This is a genomic window from Streptomyces sp. 8N616 (assembly GCF_052246385.1).
Taxonomy (GTDB): Bacteria; Actinomycetota; Actinomycetes; order Streptomycetales; family Streptomycetaceae; genus Streptomyces.
Window position 1 is genome coordinate 37,336 of the sequence record NZ_JBQQBY010000007.1, and the last position, 16,093, is coordinate 53,428.

Annotated in this window: 13 protein-coding genes; 9 read left to right on the plus strand and 4 right to left on the minus strand. The window is 73.2% G+C overall.

Annotation, left to right across the window (positions count from 1 at the left end; all coding sequences use genetic code 11):
* Window positions 1-16 precede the first annotated feature (16 nt).
* The 4 genes from ACTWQC_RS08230 to ACTWQC_RS08245 all read left to right on the plus strand — a co-directional run bounded on the left by ACTWQC_RS08230 (window position 17) and on the right by ACTWQC_RS08245 (window position 5,355).
* Window positions 17-1,186, plus strand: a complete 1,170-nt coding sequence (locus tag ACTWQC_RS08230; protein ID WP_443315091.1) for an acyl-CoA dehydrogenase family protein — start codon at window positions 17-19, stop codon at window positions 1,184-1,186.
* 45 nt (window positions 1,187-1,231) lie between these two features.
* Entirely contained in the window at window positions 1,232-2,428 is a 1,197-nt protein-coding gene (locus tag ACTWQC_RS08235) for an acyl-CoA dehydrogenase family protein (protein ID WP_443314899.1), read from the plus strand.
* Window positions 2,429-2,709: 281 nt separating this feature from the next.
* Window positions 2,710-4,158 carry an amidase gene (locus ACTWQC_RS08240; RefSeq protein WP_443314900.1) on the plus strand — a complete coding sequence of 483 codons (1,449 nt, stop codon included), beginning with the start codon at window positions 2,710-2,712 and terminating at the stop codon, window positions 4,156-4,158.
* Window positions 4,159-4,311: 153 nt separating this feature from the next.
* Complete coding sequence (locus ACTWQC_RS08245; protein WP_443314901.1) at window positions 4,312-5,355, plus strand: LLM class flavin-dependent oxidoreductase; 1,044 nt, start codon at window positions 4,312-4,314, stop codon at window positions 5,353-5,355.
* 57 nt (window positions 5,356-5,412) lie between these two features.
* Here the strand turns inward: ACTWQC_RS08245 and ACTWQC_RS08250 are convergent, their stop codons facing one another.
* The 3 genes from ACTWQC_RS08250 to ACTWQC_RS08260 are packed head-to-tail and all read right to left on the minus strand — an operon-like array spanning window position 5,413 to window position 8,808.
* Complete coding sequence (locus tag ACTWQC_RS08250; RefSeq protein ID WP_443314902.1) at window positions 5,413-6,159, minus strand: succinate dehydrogenase/fumarate reductase iron-sulfur subunit; 747 nt, start codon at window positions 6,157-6,159, stop codon at window positions 5,413-5,415.
* Window positions 6,156-8,105 (minus strand): fumarate reductase/succinate dehydrogenase flavoprotein subunit, encoded by a 1,950-nt coding sequence (locus tag ACTWQC_RS08255; RefSeq protein ID WP_443314903.1) that lies wholly within the window; start codon window positions 8,103-8,105, stop codon window positions 6,156-6,158. The genes ACTWQC_RS08250 and ACTWQC_RS08255 overlap by 4 nt, the downstream gene beginning before the upstream one ends.
* Window position 8,106: 1 nt before the next feature.
* Complete coding sequence (locus ACTWQC_RS08260; RefSeq protein WP_443314904.1) at window positions 8,107-8,808, minus strand: succinate dehydrogenase cytochrome b subunit; 702 nt, start codon at window positions 8,806-8,808, stop codon at window positions 8,107-8,109.
* 97 nt (window positions 8,809-8,905) lie between these two features.
* Here ACTWQC_RS08260 and ACTWQC_RS08265 point away from each other — a divergent pair, with 97 nt between their 5' ends.
* From ACTWQC_RS08265 to egtD, 5 genes are all read left to right on the plus strand, one after another.
* Window positions 8,906-9,847 (plus strand): LysR family transcriptional regulator, encoded by a 942-nt coding sequence (locus tag ACTWQC_RS08265; protein ID WP_443314905.1) that lies wholly within the window; start codon window positions 8,906-8,908, stop codon window positions 9,845-9,847.
* 159 nt (window positions 9,848-10,006) lie between these two features.
* Window positions 10,007-11,281 (plus strand): ergothioneine biosynthesis glutamate--cysteine ligase EgtA, encoded by a 1,275-nt coding sequence (gene egtA, locus ACTWQC_RS08270; protein WP_443314906.1) that lies wholly within the window; start codon window positions 10,007-10,009, stop codon window positions 11,279-11,281.
* On the plus strand, window positions 11,278-12,615 hold the full coding sequence (egtB, locus tag ACTWQC_RS08275; RefSeq protein WP_443314907.1) for an ergothioneine biosynthesis protein EgtB: 1,338 nt from the start codon (window positions 11,278-11,280) through the stop codon (window positions 12,613-12,615). Before egtA ends, egtB begins: the two co-directional genes overlap by 4 nt.
* A 253-nt stretch (window positions 12,616-12,868) precedes the next feature.
* Window positions 12,869-13,627 carry an ergothioneine biosynthesis protein EgtC gene (gene egtC, locus ACTWQC_RS08280; RefSeq protein ID WP_443315092.1) on the plus strand — a complete coding sequence of 253 codons (759 nt, stop codon included), beginning with the start codon at window positions 12,869-12,871 and terminating at the stop codon, window positions 13,625-13,627.
* A complete protein-coding gene (gene egtD, locus ACTWQC_RS08285) occupies window positions 13,624-14,601 on the plus strand; it encodes an L-histidine N(alpha)-methyltransferase (protein WP_443314908.1) in 978 nt (325 codons plus the stop codon). Before egtC ends, egtD begins: the two co-directional genes overlap by 4 nt.
* Window positions 14,602-14,632: 31 nt before the next feature.
* Here egtD and ACTWQC_RS08290 read toward each other — a convergent pair whose 3' ends face one another.
* Window positions 14,633-16,012, minus strand: a complete 1,380-nt coding sequence (locus ACTWQC_RS08290; RefSeq protein WP_443314909.1) for an FAD-binding oxidoreductase — start codon at window positions 16,010-16,012, stop codon at window positions 14,633-14,635.
* Window positions 16,013-16,093: the final 81 nt, after the last annotated feature.

Here is a 16,093-nt window from a genome sequence, read left to right on the forward strand (position 1 = left end):
CGTGGTGAGGGGCCCGATGGATCTCGACTTCTCCGCCGCGGAGCGGGCCTTCCGGGAAGAGGCCCGCGCCTGGCTCGCCGAGCATGTGCCGGACGACCCTCTGCCCTCCCTGGAAACCGGTGAGGGGTTCGCTGCGCACCGGGCATGGGAGCGCACGCTCTTCGCGGACCGCTGGTCGGTGGCCTCCTGGCCCGAGCGGTACGGCGGCCGGGGCGCCTCGCTCGTCGAGTGGCTGATCTTCGAGGAGGAGTACTACGCGGCGGGGGCGCCGGGCCGGGTCGGCCAGAACGGCATCAGCCTGCTCGCGCCCACCCTCTTCGAGCACGGCACCGAGGAGCAGCGCGCCCGCATCCTGCCGCCGATGGCGAGCGGCGAGGTGATCTGGGCGCAGGCCTGGTCGGAGCCGGAGGCGGGCTCCGACCTCGCCTCGCTCCGCTCCACGGCGGTGCGGACGGAAGGCGGCTGGCGCTTGAGCGGCCAGAAGACCTGGTCGTCGCGCGCGGCCTTCGCGGACCGGGCCTTCGGGCTGTTCCGCAGCGATTCCGACGCGGACCGGCCGCACCGCGGGCTGACGTATCTGATGTTCCCGCTGGACGCGCCGGGTGTGACGGTGCGTCCCATCGGCCGCCTGGACGGTAAGCCCGCCTTCGCCGAGCTGTTCCTCGACGGCGTCTTCGTGCCCGACGCGGACGTCATCGGCGAGCCTGGGCAGGGGTGGCGCGTCGCCATGAGCACGGCGGGGAACGAGCGCGGGCTGACCCTGCGCAGCCCCGGCCGGTTCACGGCGGCCGCGGAACGGCTCGTCGGGCTGTGGCGGGAGCGCGCGGATCCGGCGGACACGGCGCTGCGCGACCGCGTCGCGGACGCGGTGATCGCCGCCCGCGCGTACCAGCTCTTCGCGTACGCGGGCGCCTCGCGCCTCGCCTCCGGAGGGTCGATCGGCGCCGAGTCGAGCCTGAACAAGGTCTTCTGGTCCGAGCTGGACGTCGCCCTGCACGAGACCGCCCTCGACCTGCTCGGGGCGTACGGCGAGCTGGCGGGCGAGGCGGAGGAGGCGCCGGCGCAGGGCAGTTGGGCCGAGGGCTACGTCTTCTCGCTCGCCGGGCCGATCTACGCGGGCACGAACGAGATCCAGCGCGACATCATCGCCGAGCGGCTGCTCGGCCTGCCGAAGGGGCGACGGTGAGGTCGTGGTTTATGAGGTTTATGAGCTTTATGAGGGTGTGAGCTCGTGAGGTTCCTTCTTGACGAGGGGCAGCGCGACTTCGACCGCGCGCTGGACCGGATGCTGGGCTCGGTGGACGCGCCGGGCGCGGCGCGGGCGTGGGCGACAGGGGATCCTGCGGCGGGGCGGGCGCTGTGGCGGCGGCTCTCGGAGGCCGGGGTCTTCGCGCTGGCCGTGCCCGAGGCGTACGACGGGGTGGGTCCGCTGCCGGTGGAACTGGCGGTCGCCTTCGTGCAGTTGGGGCGGCATGCGGTGCCGGGTCCGGCGGTCGAGACGGTCGCCGCGGCTGTGCTCCTGGGGCGGCTGGCGGAGGCGGGCGGGGCGGCAGGCGGGGCGGCGGGGTCGGCAGACGCGGTGGGGGTCGCGAAGGACTGGCTGCCGCGGATCGCCTCGGGAGACGCGGTGGCGACGCTGTCGGTGCCGGGCAGGTCGGAGAGCTCGGGCGGGGCTGGGGGCTCGGGCAGGCCAGGGGGCTCGGGCGGGTCCGGGGGCTGCCGGGGCGGGTCCGGGTGCCCTAGTGGCTTCGATGACTTCGGAGGCTTCGGGAGCGGGCCGTACGCACTGGACGCCGACAGCGCCGACGCCGCATTCGCCGCGACCGGCGAGGAGCTGCGGCTGTCGGCCGGACACGGCTCCGTCCAGCCGTCGTTCGATCCGGTGCGGCGACTCGCCCGCCTGCGGGACGGCGGCGCATTGCTGGCGACCGGGCCCGCGGTGCGGGAGGCGGCCGCGCGAGCCGCCGAGTGGGCCGCCTTCGCCACGGCGGCGCAGGCCCTGGGCACCGGGCTTGCGCTGGTCGAGCGGACAGTGGCGTACGCGAAGCAGCGCACGCAGTTCGGCACCGCCATCGGGTCATTCCAGGCGGTCAAGCACCAGCTGGCCGACGCGCTGATGGGGCTGGAGTTCGCGCGGCCGCTGCTGTACGGAGCGGCGGTGGCACTGGCCGCAAGCACGGGTGGAGAAGGCACGGGCGGTGTGGGCCGGGGCGGTGTGGGCACGGGCGGTGTGGGCGCGGAGGTCGCCGCGGCGAAGGCGGCCGCGGGCGAGGCCGCGTACGCCGCCGCCAGGACCGCGCTCCAGCTGCACGGCGCGATCGGATACACCGCGGAGTACGACCTCTCGCTCTGGATCCGCAAGGCACGCGCCCTGCGCGCCGCCTGGGGAACGCCGTCGGAGTGCCGCACTCGCGTGCTGGCCGGGTGATCGACCGGATCGAGCGATCTTTGACCGAGGAGAGCACCTGGCCCCCGCGGGACCGGTTCGACGCACGACGGCGGGGACTGGCGGTCCGCGGACCGGTCGGGGGGCTGACTCCGCGCCGGAGGCCGCCCGCCGCCACCGCGCTGCCCGCACCGCCCGGAGCTGCCGGACGGGGAGTCCATACCGGCGGACGACGCCAACGCCGCCTGGCCTGCCGCGTGAACGGCATCTCCAGCGCTACTGTTCGTATCGAAACAGCAGCGTCGGAAGACGAGGTGCGGTCCGTGTCCCCTGCACTGTCGCAAGGCCTGGCGGAGCAAGCCCGCGCGCTCGCCGAGGGCGAGGTGTCCTCACGCGCGCTGGTCGAGCGGTCCCTGGCTGCCATCGAGGCCGCTCAGCCCCTGCTCAACCCCTTCCGCAGGATCCGCGCCGAGGCCGCGCTCGCGGAAGCCGACGCAGCGGACCGGAAGTTGGCCGCGGGCGAGCGGGCACCGCTGCTGGGCGTACCCGTCGCGGTCAAGGACGACATGGACGTGGCGGGGGAGCCGACGGCGTTCGGGTGCCCCGGCGAGTTCCCGGTCAAGGAAGCAGACTGCGAGGCCGTACGGCGCCTCCGGAACGCCGGGGCCGTCGTCGTCGGGAAGACCAACACGCCCGAGCTCGGCCAGTGGCCTTTCACCGAGGGATCGGCCTTCGGCGACACCCGTAACCCGTGGAACACGGACCACACGCCGGGCGGCTCCTCGGGCGGAGCCGCGGCCGCCGTGGCAGCCGGGCTCGTGCCTGCCGCGCTGGGTTCCGACGGCGCGGGCTCCGTCCGGATTCCCGCCGCATGGACGCACCTGGTCGGCATCAAGCCGCAGCGCGGCCGGATCTCGACGTGGCCCGACGAGGAGGCGTTCAACGGGATCACGGGGATCGGCCCCCTGGCCCGTACGGTCGCGGATGCCGCGCTGCTGCTCGACGCGGCGAGCGGCAGCCACCCCGGCGACCTGCACAGGCCGCCGCCGCAAGCGATGCTCCCCGCCGCGTCGCGCGAGCCGGGCAGGCTGCGTATCGCGCTGTCGCTGCGCCCCGCCTTCACGGGCACCCCGAAGTCGCTGCACCCGGCAGTCCGCTCGGCCGTCACCGGGGTCGCCGAGCGGCTGGCCGCCCTCGGCCACGAGGTGGTGCAGGCGGATCCGAAGTACGGTCCGGTGGGCCTGACCTTCGTGCCGCGCGCGACGGCCGGGGTCCGCGACTGGTGCGCCCGTGTGCCGGACCGGACACTGCTGGACCCGCGGACCAGGAGCGCCGCGCGGCTCGGCCGGCTGCTGTGCGGCGGCCCGCTCCGCCTCGCCCGGTCCGCCGAGGCGCGGCTCCACGCGCGCGTGGGCGAGATCTTCCGCCGCGTCGACGTCGTCCTCACCCCGACCACCGCCACCCCTCCCCCACGGATCGGCGCGATGATCACGCTGTCCGGCTGGCGCACCGACCGGGCGATGATCGCCGCCTGCCCGTACGCCTGGCCGTGGAACGTCCTCGGCTGGCCGGGCATCAGCGTGCCCGCGGGCTTCGCGGACGGCGGCCTCCCGCTCGGCGCACAGCTGCTGGGCCCCGCGAACAGCGAGCCGCTGCTGATCTCCCTGGCGGCGCAGCTGGAGTCGGACCAGCGGTGGTACGAGCGGTGGCCGAACCTCGAGTGCCTGGGCCTGGAGGACGGGGACACGGACAAGGACGCGGCGATCGCCTGAACGCACGGCGCCGGGCGAGGCCCGGGCGCACGGCCGCCCCCACCGCCCGCCGCCCGTCCGGGCCGGGCCGGACGGGCGGACGGGCGGACGGGCGGACGGGCGGACGGGCGGACGGGCGGGAATCTTCCCAGCGGCAGGGCGTTGTCTCCAGGCGTGAGCACCGCACTGTCGACGACCCGATTCTCCGTCCTGGACCGCTCCCGCACCCGGCAGGGCGAGGAGCCTCCGGAGGCGCTGCGCGAAACCGTGCGGTTCGCGCAGCAGGCCGAGGGCCTGGGCTACCACCGGTTCTGGGTGTCGGAGCACCACGGCGTCCCCGGAGTGGCCGGCTCCGCACCGACCGTGCTCGCCGCGGCCATCGCCGCCGCGACCTCCCGTATCCGCGTCGGCACGGGCGGCGTCATGCTGCCCAACCACCAGCCCCTCGTCGTCGCCGAGCAGTTCGGGGTGCTCGAGTCCCTCTTCCCCGGCCGCATCGACATGGGCCTGGGCCGTTCCGTCGGGTTCACCGACGGGATACGGCGAGCGCTCGGCCGGGAGAAGGACGCCGCCGAGGACTTCGGGGCGCAGCTCGAGGAGCTGCTCGGCTACTTCACCGACGAGCGGACCACCGGGCCGCGGGTGCACGCACGGCCGGCGGAAGGTCTCCGCATTCCCGCGTTCGTGCTGGCCACGGGGGCGGGGGCGGAGCACGCAGCCGCGTTCGGACTGCCGCTGGTGATCGCGGCGGCGCGTGGCGAGGAGCGGATGCTGCGCGCGATCGACCGCTATCGCGAGCTGTTCCGGCCCACGGAGTGGGGGCAGGAGCCGTACGTCGTCGTCTCGGGCACGGTCGCGGTGGCCGGGAGCACCGAGGAGGCCCGGCGGCTGCTCCTGCCCGAGGCCTGGTCGGCCGCCTGGTCCCGCACCCACGGCGAGTTCCCGCCGCTGATGCCGCCCGAGGAGATCGCTCCCCTCGAGATGCCCGAGCGCGAGCGTTCGCTCTTCGAGGAGTCCCAGCGCGGGCACATCTCCGGCACCGAGCCGCAGGTGTCCGAGGCCCTGGAGAAGCTCATCGTGCGCACGGCGGCCGACGAGGTGCTGGTGACCACGAGCACGTACGACCGCGAGCTGCAGCTGGAGTCGTACCACCGGCTGGCGCGGATGACCGGGGTGCTGGGGACGAGCGCCCCGGGGACCCAGAGGACGAGCGCCTAGGACCAGCATGTTCGCCCCCTGGCGGTGAGATGCCGTCGCGCCGCGGACGCGCGATGGTCAGCGCCCGGACGTGCGGACCGCGCGGAGCCATTCCCGGTTCATGGCCGCGATGCTCGGCAGCGGGATGCCCTTCGGGCACGCGGTGGCGCACTCGCCCGTGTTCGTGCAGCCGCCGAAGCCCTCGGCGTCCATCGTCGCGACCATCTCCAGCACCCGGCTCTCCCGCTCGGGTCCGCCCTGCGGCAGGGAGTTCAGATGCACCACCTTCGCCGAGGTGAACAGCATCGCCGAGCCGTTGGGGCAGGCCGCGACGCACGCCCCGCACCCGATGCACTCGGCGTGCTCGAAGGCCGTGTCCGCGTCGTCCTTCGGTACCGCCGTGGCGTGGGCCTCGGGCGCGCTGCCCGTCGGCGCGGTGATGTAGCCGCCGGAGCCGATGACCCGGTCGAAGGCGGACCGGTCGACGACGAGGTCCTTCACGACAGGGAACGCGGCCGCCCGCCACGGCTCGATGTCGATCGTGTCGCCGTCGGCGAAGTGCCGCATGTGCAGCTGGCAGGTGGTGGTGCGCTCGGGCCCGTGGGCACGGCCGTTGATGACCATGCCGCAGGCGCCGCAGATGCCCTCGCGGCAGTCGTGGTCGAAGGCCACGGGCTCCTCGCCGCGCAGGATCAGCTCCTCGTTCAGCGTGTCGAGCATCTCCAGGAAGGACATGTCCGGAGAGATGCCCTCGACCTCGTACGGGGTCATGGCACCCGCCTCGTCCGGGCCGGACTGGCGCCAGATGCGCAGGGTGAGCCTCATGCGTAGCTCCGCTGGGTGGGGTGGACGTACTCGAAGACCAGGTCTTCCTTGTGCAGCACGGGGGCCGCGCCCGTGCCGGTGAACTCCCAGGCCGCGGCGTACGAGAACGCCTCGTCCTCGCGCGCTGCCTCGCCGCCCGCGGTCCGGCTCTCCTCGCGGAAGTGCCCGCCGCAGGACTCGGTGCGGTGCAGGGCGTCGAGGCACATCAGCTCGGCCAGCTCCAGGTAGTCGGCGACCCGGTTCGCCTTCTCCAGCGACTGGTTGAGCTGCTCACCGGTGCCGGGCACCCTGACGCGGCGCCAGAACTCCTCGCGCAGCGCGGGGATGCGGTCGAGTGCCTTCCGCAGGCCCGTCTCCGTACGGGCCATGCCGCATTCGTCCCAGAGCAGTTCGCCGAGCTCGCGGTGGAACGACTCGGGCGTACGGTCGCCGTTCACCGACAGCAGGAGACGAAGCCGGTCCTCGGTCTCGGCGACCGCCTCGGCGAAGGCCGGGTGGTCCCGCGGCACTGGCTCGTGCGTCGCGTGCCGCGCCAGATAGTCGCCCAGCACCGGCGGCAGCACGAAGTAGCCGTCGACCAGGCCCTGCATGAGCGCGCTGGCACCCAGCCGGTTGGCGCCGTGGTCGGAGAAGTTGGCCTCCCCGATCGCGAACAGGCCGGGGATGGTGGTCTGCAGGTCGTAGTCGACCCACAGGCCGCCCATGGTGTAGTGGATCGCGGGGTAGATGCGCATCGGCACCTGGTAGGGGTCCTCCGCGGTGATCCGCTCGTACATCTCGAAGAGGTTGCCGTACTTCTCCTCGACCGCCTTCCTGCCCATACGGGCGATGGCGTCGGCGAAGTCGAGGTAGACGCCCTGGCCCCCGGGCCCGACGCCACGCCCCTCGTCGCAGACCTTCTTCGCCGCACGGGAGGCGATGTCGCGGGGCACGAGGTTGCCGAAGGACGGGTAGACGCGCTCCAGGTAGTAGTCGCGCTCGTCCTCGGGGATCTCGTTCGGCGGGCGCCGGTCGCCACGGGCCTTCGGCACCCAGATGCGGCCGTCGTTGCGCAGCGACTCGCTCATCAGCGTCAGCTTGGACTGGTGGTCGCCGGAGCGCGGAATGCAGGTGGGGTGGATCTGGGTGAAGCAGGGGTTGGCGAAGTACGCGCCGCGCCGGTGCGCCCGCCAGATCGCCGTCGCGTTGGAGTTCTTGGCGTTGGTCGACAGATGGAAGACGTTGCCGTAACCGCCGGTGGCGAGCACCACGGCGTCGGCGACATACGTCGAGACCTCGCCCGTGATCAGGTCGCGGGCGACGATGCCGCGCGCCCGCCCGTCGATGACGATCAGGTCGAGCATCTCGGTGCGCGGGTGCATCTCGACGTTGCCCGCGGCGATCTGCCGGGACAGTGCCTGGTACGCGCCGAGCAGCAGCTGCTGCCCGGTCTGCCCCCGGGCGTAGAAGGTGCGGGAGACCTGGACGCCGCCGAAGGAGCGGGTGTCGAGCAGGCCGCCGTACTCGCGGGCGAAGGGCACGCCCTGGGCCACGCACTGGTCGATGATCTCCACCGAGACCTGGGCGAGGCGGTGCACATTGGACTCGCGGGCGCGGAAGTCACCGCCCTTGACGGTGTCGTAGAAGAGCCGCCGGATCGAGTCGCCGTCGTTGCGGTAGTTCTTGGCGGCGTTGATGCCGCCCTGCGCGGCGATGGAGTGGGCGCGGCGCGGCGAGTCCTGGTAGCAGAACTGCACGACGCGGTAGCCCTGTTCGGCGAGCGTGGCACCGGCGGCGCCGCCCGCCAGGCCGGTTCCGACGACGATGATGGTGTACTTGCGGCGGTTGGCCGGATTGACCAGCCTCGCTTCGAACCGGCGCTGGTCCCAGCGCTGTTCGATGGGTCCGCCCGGGGCCTTGGTGTCGGCGATCGGATCGCCGGTGGTGTACGAGGCGTATGACGTCATGTCAGCTCACCAACCCGGTCATCACCGCGACCGGCACGCTCAGGAAACCGATGGTCAGGATCAGGGCCAGCGCGGCGGCCGCCGCCTTCAGGACGCGGTCGCGGCGCGCGCTGTTCGCGCCGAGGGTCTGCGCGGCGCTCCAGAAGCCGTGGTGGATGTGCAGGCACAGCGCGAGCATCGCCACGATGTAGATCCCGCCGCCGTACCAGGTCGAGAAGGACGCGACGAGGTTCTCGTACGGGTGGTGGGCCTCGGCCCGCGGGTTCACGGTCAGGGTCGTCAGGTCGAGGATGTGCCAGACGACGAACAGGCCGAGGATGACGCCGCCCCAGCGCATGGTCCGGGTCGCGTAGCTCGCACGCCGCCGCTTGTGCGCGTAGCTCCTCGGGCGGGCGGCGATGTCGCGGCGGCTGAGCTGGTACGCGGCCACACCGTGCAGCACGACGGACGCCGCGAGTACGGACCTGACGATCCAGAGGAACCAGCTCTGGTGGAGGGCGGGCGCGCCGATGGTGCGCAGCCAGGCCGCGTAGCCGTTGAACTCCTCGGCCCCGAAGAAGATCTTGAGGTTGCCGAGCATGTGGACGACCAGGTAGAGCAGCATGACCACGCCCGTGGTGGCCATGACCGCCTTCTTCCCGACGGTCGACTGCCACAGCAGGCGGAGGATGGACGGCCGGGCCGTCCGGGTCGCGAGTGCCATGGCTCCCGAAGGTAGGCGCCTCCCGGTCGACAGGTCCAAGACATGGTCCGGCTCGATTCGATAGGGATTGCCTATCCGCTCGCCTATGCTCGGCCGCGTGCAGTTCCAGCAGCTTCTCTACTTCGTCACCGTGGCCGAGACCCGGCACTTCACCCGCGCCGCCGAGCGGGTGCACGTCGCCCAGCCATCGCTGTCACAGCAGATCAGGGCGCTGGAGCGGGAGCTGGGAGCGGAGCTGTTCAGCCGCGCCCGGGGCAATATCGCGCTCACCGACGCGGGTGAGGCGCTGCTGCCGCTCGCCCGCAGAATCCTGGCCGACGCCGAGACCGCCCGCTACGAAGTGCAGGAGCTGGTCCAGCTGCGGAGCGGCCGGGTGCGCCTCGGCGCGACCCCGAGCCTGTGCACCGGCCTCCTGCCCGACATGCTGCGCGCCTTTCACGACCTGCACCCGGGGATCCGGCTGCTGCTGGAGGAGAGCGGCTCGCACGATCTCGTACGCGACCTGGCCCGCGGCGGGCTCGACCTGGCCCTGGTGGTGCTGCCGCTGCCCAGCCCCTCCCCCGCCCTGACCACGACGGAGCTGCTGCGCGAGGACCTGGTCGTGGTCTCCTCCGCGGCGGTCCCGCCCCCGGGCGGCGGCGCTCCCGTGCGGACGGCCGATCTGCGCGACCAGCCGATGGTGATGTTCCGGCACGGCTACGACCTGCGGGATCTGACCGTGGCCGCATGCCGGGCGGCCGGCTTCGAGCCGTCCTTCACCGTGGAGGGCGGCGAGATGGACGCCGTACTGGGCTTCGTACGGGCCGGGCTCGGCCTCGCCGTGCTGCCGAGCACGGTCGCCGGACCGGCCGGCCCCGGACTGCGCAGCACCCCTTTCGCGCCACCGGGCCTGCAGCGCACGATCGCGCTCGCCCACCGCACGGACGTGGCCCCGCCGCGCGCCGCCCGCGAGCTGCGGCGCGTCCTGCTCGTCCATTTGCGGGAGGCGGCGGCCCGGGGCACGCTTCCAGAAGGCACGGAGCTGACCGTCCCCGCGTAAAATCCGCCGGATCCGTGGACGCCGGGCGGTTAGGCTTACGAGCTCCGAACGGCGGCCGGGGCCCTCTTGAGGGCGCGTCCCGCGATCGCTTAGGTGGTACGGAGCACTCGGCCCGACCGGCAGAGTGCGCCAAGGTCCCTTCGACGGGAGGTTCCGGCCGTGCTTCACGAACATCGGGCGCAACGCGCCCAGGCGTTGACCCAGGCGGAGGCCCAGACACATATCCACGGCATCTGTTTCAAGACGGGACCGCCCAGCCACGTCGGTGTTGAACTGGAGTTCCTCGTCCGGGATCTGCACGATCCCTCCCTTCCCGTCGACCCCGACCGGCACTCCGCCGCCGTCGGCGACCTGCGAGCCCTTGAGCTCCGGTCGCCGCTCACCTTCGAGCCCGGCGGCCAGCTCGAGCTCAGCCCGCCTCCGGCCGACTCCCTCACCGCCTGTGTGGAGGGCGCCGCGGCCGAACTCGAGCTCGTACGCGCCGCGCTCCGCACCCACGGCCTCGCTCTCGCGGGCCACGGCTGCGACCCGGCCCATCCTCCGCGCCGCGTACTCGACCAGCCCCGGTACGCCGCCATGGAGGCGTACTTCGACCGCCGCGGACCTGCGGGCCGGTCCATGATGTGCTCCTCGGCCTCCGTCCAGGTGTGCGTGGACGCCGGTCACGAGGAGCCGGGCCCGCTCGGCTACGGGCGGCGCTGGCGGCTCGCCCATCTGCTCGGCGCCGTCCTGGTCGCCGCCTTCGCCAACTCCCCGCTGCGGGAGGGGCGTCTCACCGGCTGGCGATCCACCCGGCAAGCGGTATGGGCCGAGCTCGACCCGGGCCGGGCCCAGGCGCCGCCCGACGGCTTCAGCCCACGAGCGGACTGGGCCGCGTACGTCCTCGAGGCGCCGGTGATGTGTATCCGCCGCGGGGACGGACCTTGGACCGTCCCCGCGGGCCTCACCTTCCGGGACTGGATACGCAGCGGCCTCCCGCGCCCGCCCACCCTCGACGACCTCGACTACCACATCACCACCCTCTTCCCGCCCGTCCGCCCGCGCGGCCACCTGGAGCTGCGCATGATCGACGCCCAGCCCGGGGACGACGGCTGGGTCGTCCCACTGGCCGTCACCGCCGCCCTGTTCGACGACCCGGAGGCATCCGAGGCCGTCTACCGGGCCGTCAAACCGCTCGCCGAGACCGCCGGCTTCAGGCCCCCGCCCCGCAACCCGCTGTGGCGGGCCGCCGCCCGGGACGCCCTCACCGATCCCGAACTGCACGCCGCCGCCGTCACCGGCTTCACCGCGGCCCAGGAGGCACTGCCCCGGCTCGGAGCCTCCGCCTCCGTCCAGGCCGCCGTCGCCGAGTTCACCGACCGCTACGTCCTGCGCGGACGATGTCCCGCCGACGATCTGCTCGAACCCCGATCAGGGAAGGAAGACCCCTCATGACCGCCACAGGTCCCGTGCCCAGCGAGGGTGCCGAAGCGCTTCGGCAGCGCGCCGCGGACGCCCTGCTCGCCGCCCGGGAACGCACCGCAGTCCTCACCACCTGTGTCGAGGAGCCCGACCTCACCGCCCAGCACTCGCCCCTGATGTCGCCCCTGGTCTGGGACCTCGCGCACATCGGCAACCAGGAGGAGCTGTGGCTGCTGCGGGCCGTCGGCGGCGCCGAGGCGCTGCGGCCCGACATCGACAAGGTCTACGACGCCTTCGAGCACCCGCGCGCCGAGCGCCCCTCCCTCCCCCTGCTGCCGCCCGCCGAGGCCCGCAACTATGTCGCGGACGTACGCAGCCGGGTGCTGGACGTCCTCGAGCGCACTCCGCTGAACGGCGGCGGCCCGCTGATCGACGCGGGCTTCGCCTTCGGGATGATCGCCCAGCACGAGCAGCAGCACGACGAGACGATGCTCATCACCCACCAGCTGCGCCGCGGGCCCGCGGCGCTGAGCGCTCCCCCGCCGCCCCCGGCGCCTGCGGGCGCTGCCGCGCTCGCGGCCGAAGTCCTCGTACCGGGCGGCCCGTTCACGATGGGTACCTCGACGGAGCCGTGGGCGCTGGACAACGAGCGCCCCGCCCACACCCGTGACGTGCCCGCCTTCTTCATCGACACCGTCCCGGTCAGCAACGGCGCCTACGCGCGCTTCATCGAGGACGGCGGATACGACGACCCGCGCTGGTGGGCGGCGGAAGGCTGGGCGCACATCCGTGAACACGGCCTCGCCGCCCCGCTGTTCTGGCACCGCGACGGCGGCGGGCCGTGGCTGCGCCGCCGGTTCGGGGTGACGGAGCCCGTGCCGGAGGCGGAGCCCGTGCTGCACATCAGCTGGTACGAGGCCGACGCGTACGCCCGCTGGGCCGGGCGCCGGCTGCCCACGGAGACCGAGTGGGAGAAGGCGGCCCGCCACGACCCGGCCACCGGCCGCTCCCGGCGCTACCCGTGGGGCGACGCCGACCCCGCCCCCGAGCACGCCAACCTGGGGCAGCGCCACCTGCAGCCCGCTCCGGTCGGCAGCTATCCGGAGGGCGCGTCGCCGCTGGGTGTGCGGCAGCTGATGGGTGATGTGTGGGAGTGGACGTCGAGTGACTTCCTGCCCTACCCGGGCTTCGCGGCCTTTCCGTACCGGGAGTACTCGCAAGTCTTCTTCGGCAGCGCGCACAAGGTGCTGCGGGGCGGGAGCTTCGCCGTCGACCCGGTCGCCTGCCGCGGCACCTTCCGCAACTGGGATCTGCCCATACGGCGCCAGATCTTCTCCGGCTTCCGCACGGCGCGTGATGTCGCATGAACCGTTGTGGGCATGCGTTCCGCTGGGCGGAACGGGTGGGCACAACCCACCCACCGGGCCGCACCCGGCGACGCTCCGGCAGGGGCACCCCGGGTGGCCGCCCACGGGCGACGGCAGAGTTCGCCGTCGTGGTCGTCCGGAAGGCAAGGTGCGGGCGCGCGTATCGCGGTCCAGTGCGGCCCGGTGGCCGGTTTGTGCCCACCCGTTCCGCCCAGCGGAACGAATGCCCACAAACCGGAAGGTGGTGCAGCTGATGTGCCGGCACATCGCCTATCTCGGGCCCGAGGCGGCCATCGGGGAACTCGTGGTCGAGCCCGAGCACGGGCTCTATCGCCAGTCGTGGGCCCCCCGCCGCCAACGCCACGGCACCGTCAACGCCGACGGCTTCGGCATCGGCTGGTACGCCGATGCCGACCCCGTCCCCGCCCGCTACCGCCGCCTCGGCCCCATCTGGGCCGACACCTCCTTCACCGACCTCGCCCGGGTCGTACGGACCACCGCCCTGCTCGCCGCCGTGCGCGACGCCACCGAGGCCGGTCCCGACGGGGAGGCCGCGGCCGCGCCGTTCGCCTCCGGCCCCTGGCTGTTCAGCCACAACGGCGCTCTCCAGGGCTGGCCCGACTCGGTGGCCCCGCTCACCGCGACGCTCCCGCCCGCCGACCTGCTGACCCTCGAAGCCCGCACCGACTCCGCGCTCGTCTGGGCCCTGGTCCGGCACCGGCTGCGCACCGGTGACGACCCGGGCCAGGCCCTGGCGGACGCCGTCACCGCACTCGCCGGGGCCGCCCCGGGGTCACGCCTCAACCTCCTGCTCACCGACGGGAGATCGGTCGCTGCCACGGCCTGGGGCGACACGCTGTGGTATCTCGCGGACCGCGAGCGCCGCGCCGTCGCCGTCGCGTCCGAGCCGTACGACGACGACACCCGCTGGACCGAAGTCCCCGACCGCACCCTTCTCACCGCCACCCGCACCGACGTACTCCTGACCCCTCTCAAGGAGCCCTGCACGTGAGCCCCTTCAGCGTCACCCGCACCCTGCCCGAGGACGCCACGGCCGCCGCCCTGCGGTCCGACGTCCTGAACGGGCTCAGCAACGACCCCAAACAACTGCCGCCCAAGTGGTTCTACGACGCGCGCGGCAGCGAGCTCTTCGAGGAGATCACCAGGCTGCCGGAGTACTACCCGACGCGAGCCGAGCGGGAGATCCTCATCGAGCGCGCCCCCGACATCGCCGCCGCCACCCGCGCCCGTACGCTCGTCGAACTCGGCTCCGGGTCCTCGGAGAAGACCCGGCACCTCCTCGACGCGCTCACCGGCCTCCGGGCCTACGTGCCCGTGGACGTCAGCGAGTCCGCGCTCACCCTGGCCGGCGAGGCCCTGCTCGCCGACCGCCAGGAGCTGTCCGTGCACGCCCTGGTGGCGGACTTCCAGAAGGGGCTGGCCCTGCCCGATACGCCGGGGCCGCGCCTCGTCGCCTTTCTCGGCGGGACCATCGGCAACCTGCTGCCCGCCGAGCGCGCCGAATTCCTCGGCTCCGTCAGCGCTCTGCTGTCGCCGGGCGACGCACTGCTCCTGGGCACCGACCTGGTCAAGGACGAGGGCACGCTGGTGGCCGCGTACGACGACTCGGCCGGAGTCACCGCGGCCTTCAACAAGAACGTGCTGGCCGTCCTGGACCGCGAGCTGGGTGCCGACTTCGACCCCGACGACTTCGATCACGTGGCGGTCTGGGACCCCGAGCAGGAGTGGATCGAGATGCGGCTGCGCGCCCGCAGCGCGCTGACCGCCAAGATCCCGGCGCTGGACCTGGCGGTCACCTTCGCGGAGGGCGAGGAGCTGCGGACCGAGATCTCCGCCAAGTTCCGCGAGGAGAGCGTACGTTCCGAACTGGCGGCCGCGGGGCTCGCCCTGCGCCACTGGTGGACGGACGGCGACGGCCGGTTCGCCCTGTCGCTGGCGTTCCCCGCCGAGGTCGAGCGGCCCTGAGCTGGTCGAGCGGCCCTGAGCTGCCGGCCCCTCAGGGTGTCAGGTAGGAGTGGAAGACGCCCTCCGGGTCGTACTCCGCTCTGACTTTGCGCAGCCGTTCCCAGTCCTCGGGCACGTACGACCGCTGGGCGCGGGAGGCGTCGGCTGTGAGGTCCGCCTCGGCGATGTAGTGCCCGGTCCCGAAGGGCTCCACCGCGCGCATCGCGTCACGGAGCCAGCGGAAGTTGGCGTCGTCCCCTGCCGGTTCGTCCCAGATCGCGTAGGGGACGACGTAGCTCTCGCCGAGCGCGGAGAAGGCCATGTCCGCCGTGAGGTCCTCGTCCCGTCCCACCGGCGCGACGGGAGCCAGGACGAGGGACTTGTCGGACGGGGCAGCCGTCATCATGCTGCCGAGCCTCGTCAGCAGCGTCCCGTAGTCGGCGTCCGACCAGAGGGTGTCGGCCGCGTAGCGGTGTCCTGCCAGGAAGACCGTACCGGCGTTGCTGTAGAGGGCGTCGAGCGGGGACGGCTCGGCGGTCTGCCGAGCCAGGGCACTTCCGGCGAACGGGCAGTCCCGGAGCGGCTCGAGTGCCAGGACCGCCTCCTGTTCCGTGCCCGCGAAGGCGGTTGCCGCGACGATGACCACCTTGGGCCTCGGCACCTCAGCCGTCAGGGAGGGGTCGGCCGTGCCCAGGACGAAGGACAGCTCGACGTTGGGAGGCAGCCGGTGTGCCGCCTCGGCGGCCCAGCGGGCCGCCTGTTCGGCGTACGTCAGCGGGAGGACGTACGACGTCGTCATGACCGAGGAGGGGCGCGGGTACAGACGGAGGCGGAAGGCGGTGACCACGGCGAAGAATCCGGGTCCGGCGCCGCGCGCGGCCCAGAACAGGTCCGGGTTCTCCTCCGCATCGCACCGGACCGCCTCCCCGTCCGCCGTCACGGCCTCGATCCCCCGCACGCTCGCGCACGCCGGTCCCCAGAGGCCGGAGTTCCATCCGAGGCCGCCGCTGAGGAGATAGCCGCCCAGGGCGACGGAGGGGCAGTGTCCCGCGGGGAAGGCGAGGTCACGGCGCCCGAGTTCGAGGGCGAGTTCGCTGCCGATGACACCGGGCTGCACGGTCGCGGTCGCGGAAGCGCTGTCGATGTCCCAGCCGCGAAGTGCTGAGAGATCGAGCAGCATCCCTCCGTCCCGGAGCGGTGAGCCGCACCAGCTGTGCCCGCCCGCCCGTACGGCGACGCGCAGCCCGTGGGAGCGGGCCAGCCCGACGGCTGCCGGAACGTCTCGCTCGGAGGCGGCCCTGACGATCACATCCGGGTACCGCTCGGGTCTGACCTCGTTCCACAGCACACCCGCCCAGGCACGGTCGTAGGCGGCATCGCCCCGCCACAGGACCACGCCTTCGATGCCGGGGGCCCGCGTGTGTCCGCTCATGACTGCCTCCTCGCCGTCGCTGTGCTCCGCCTCAGGGTTTGCGGAGGAGGGCGGTGGGGGGTGAATCTGAAATCCGGAGGA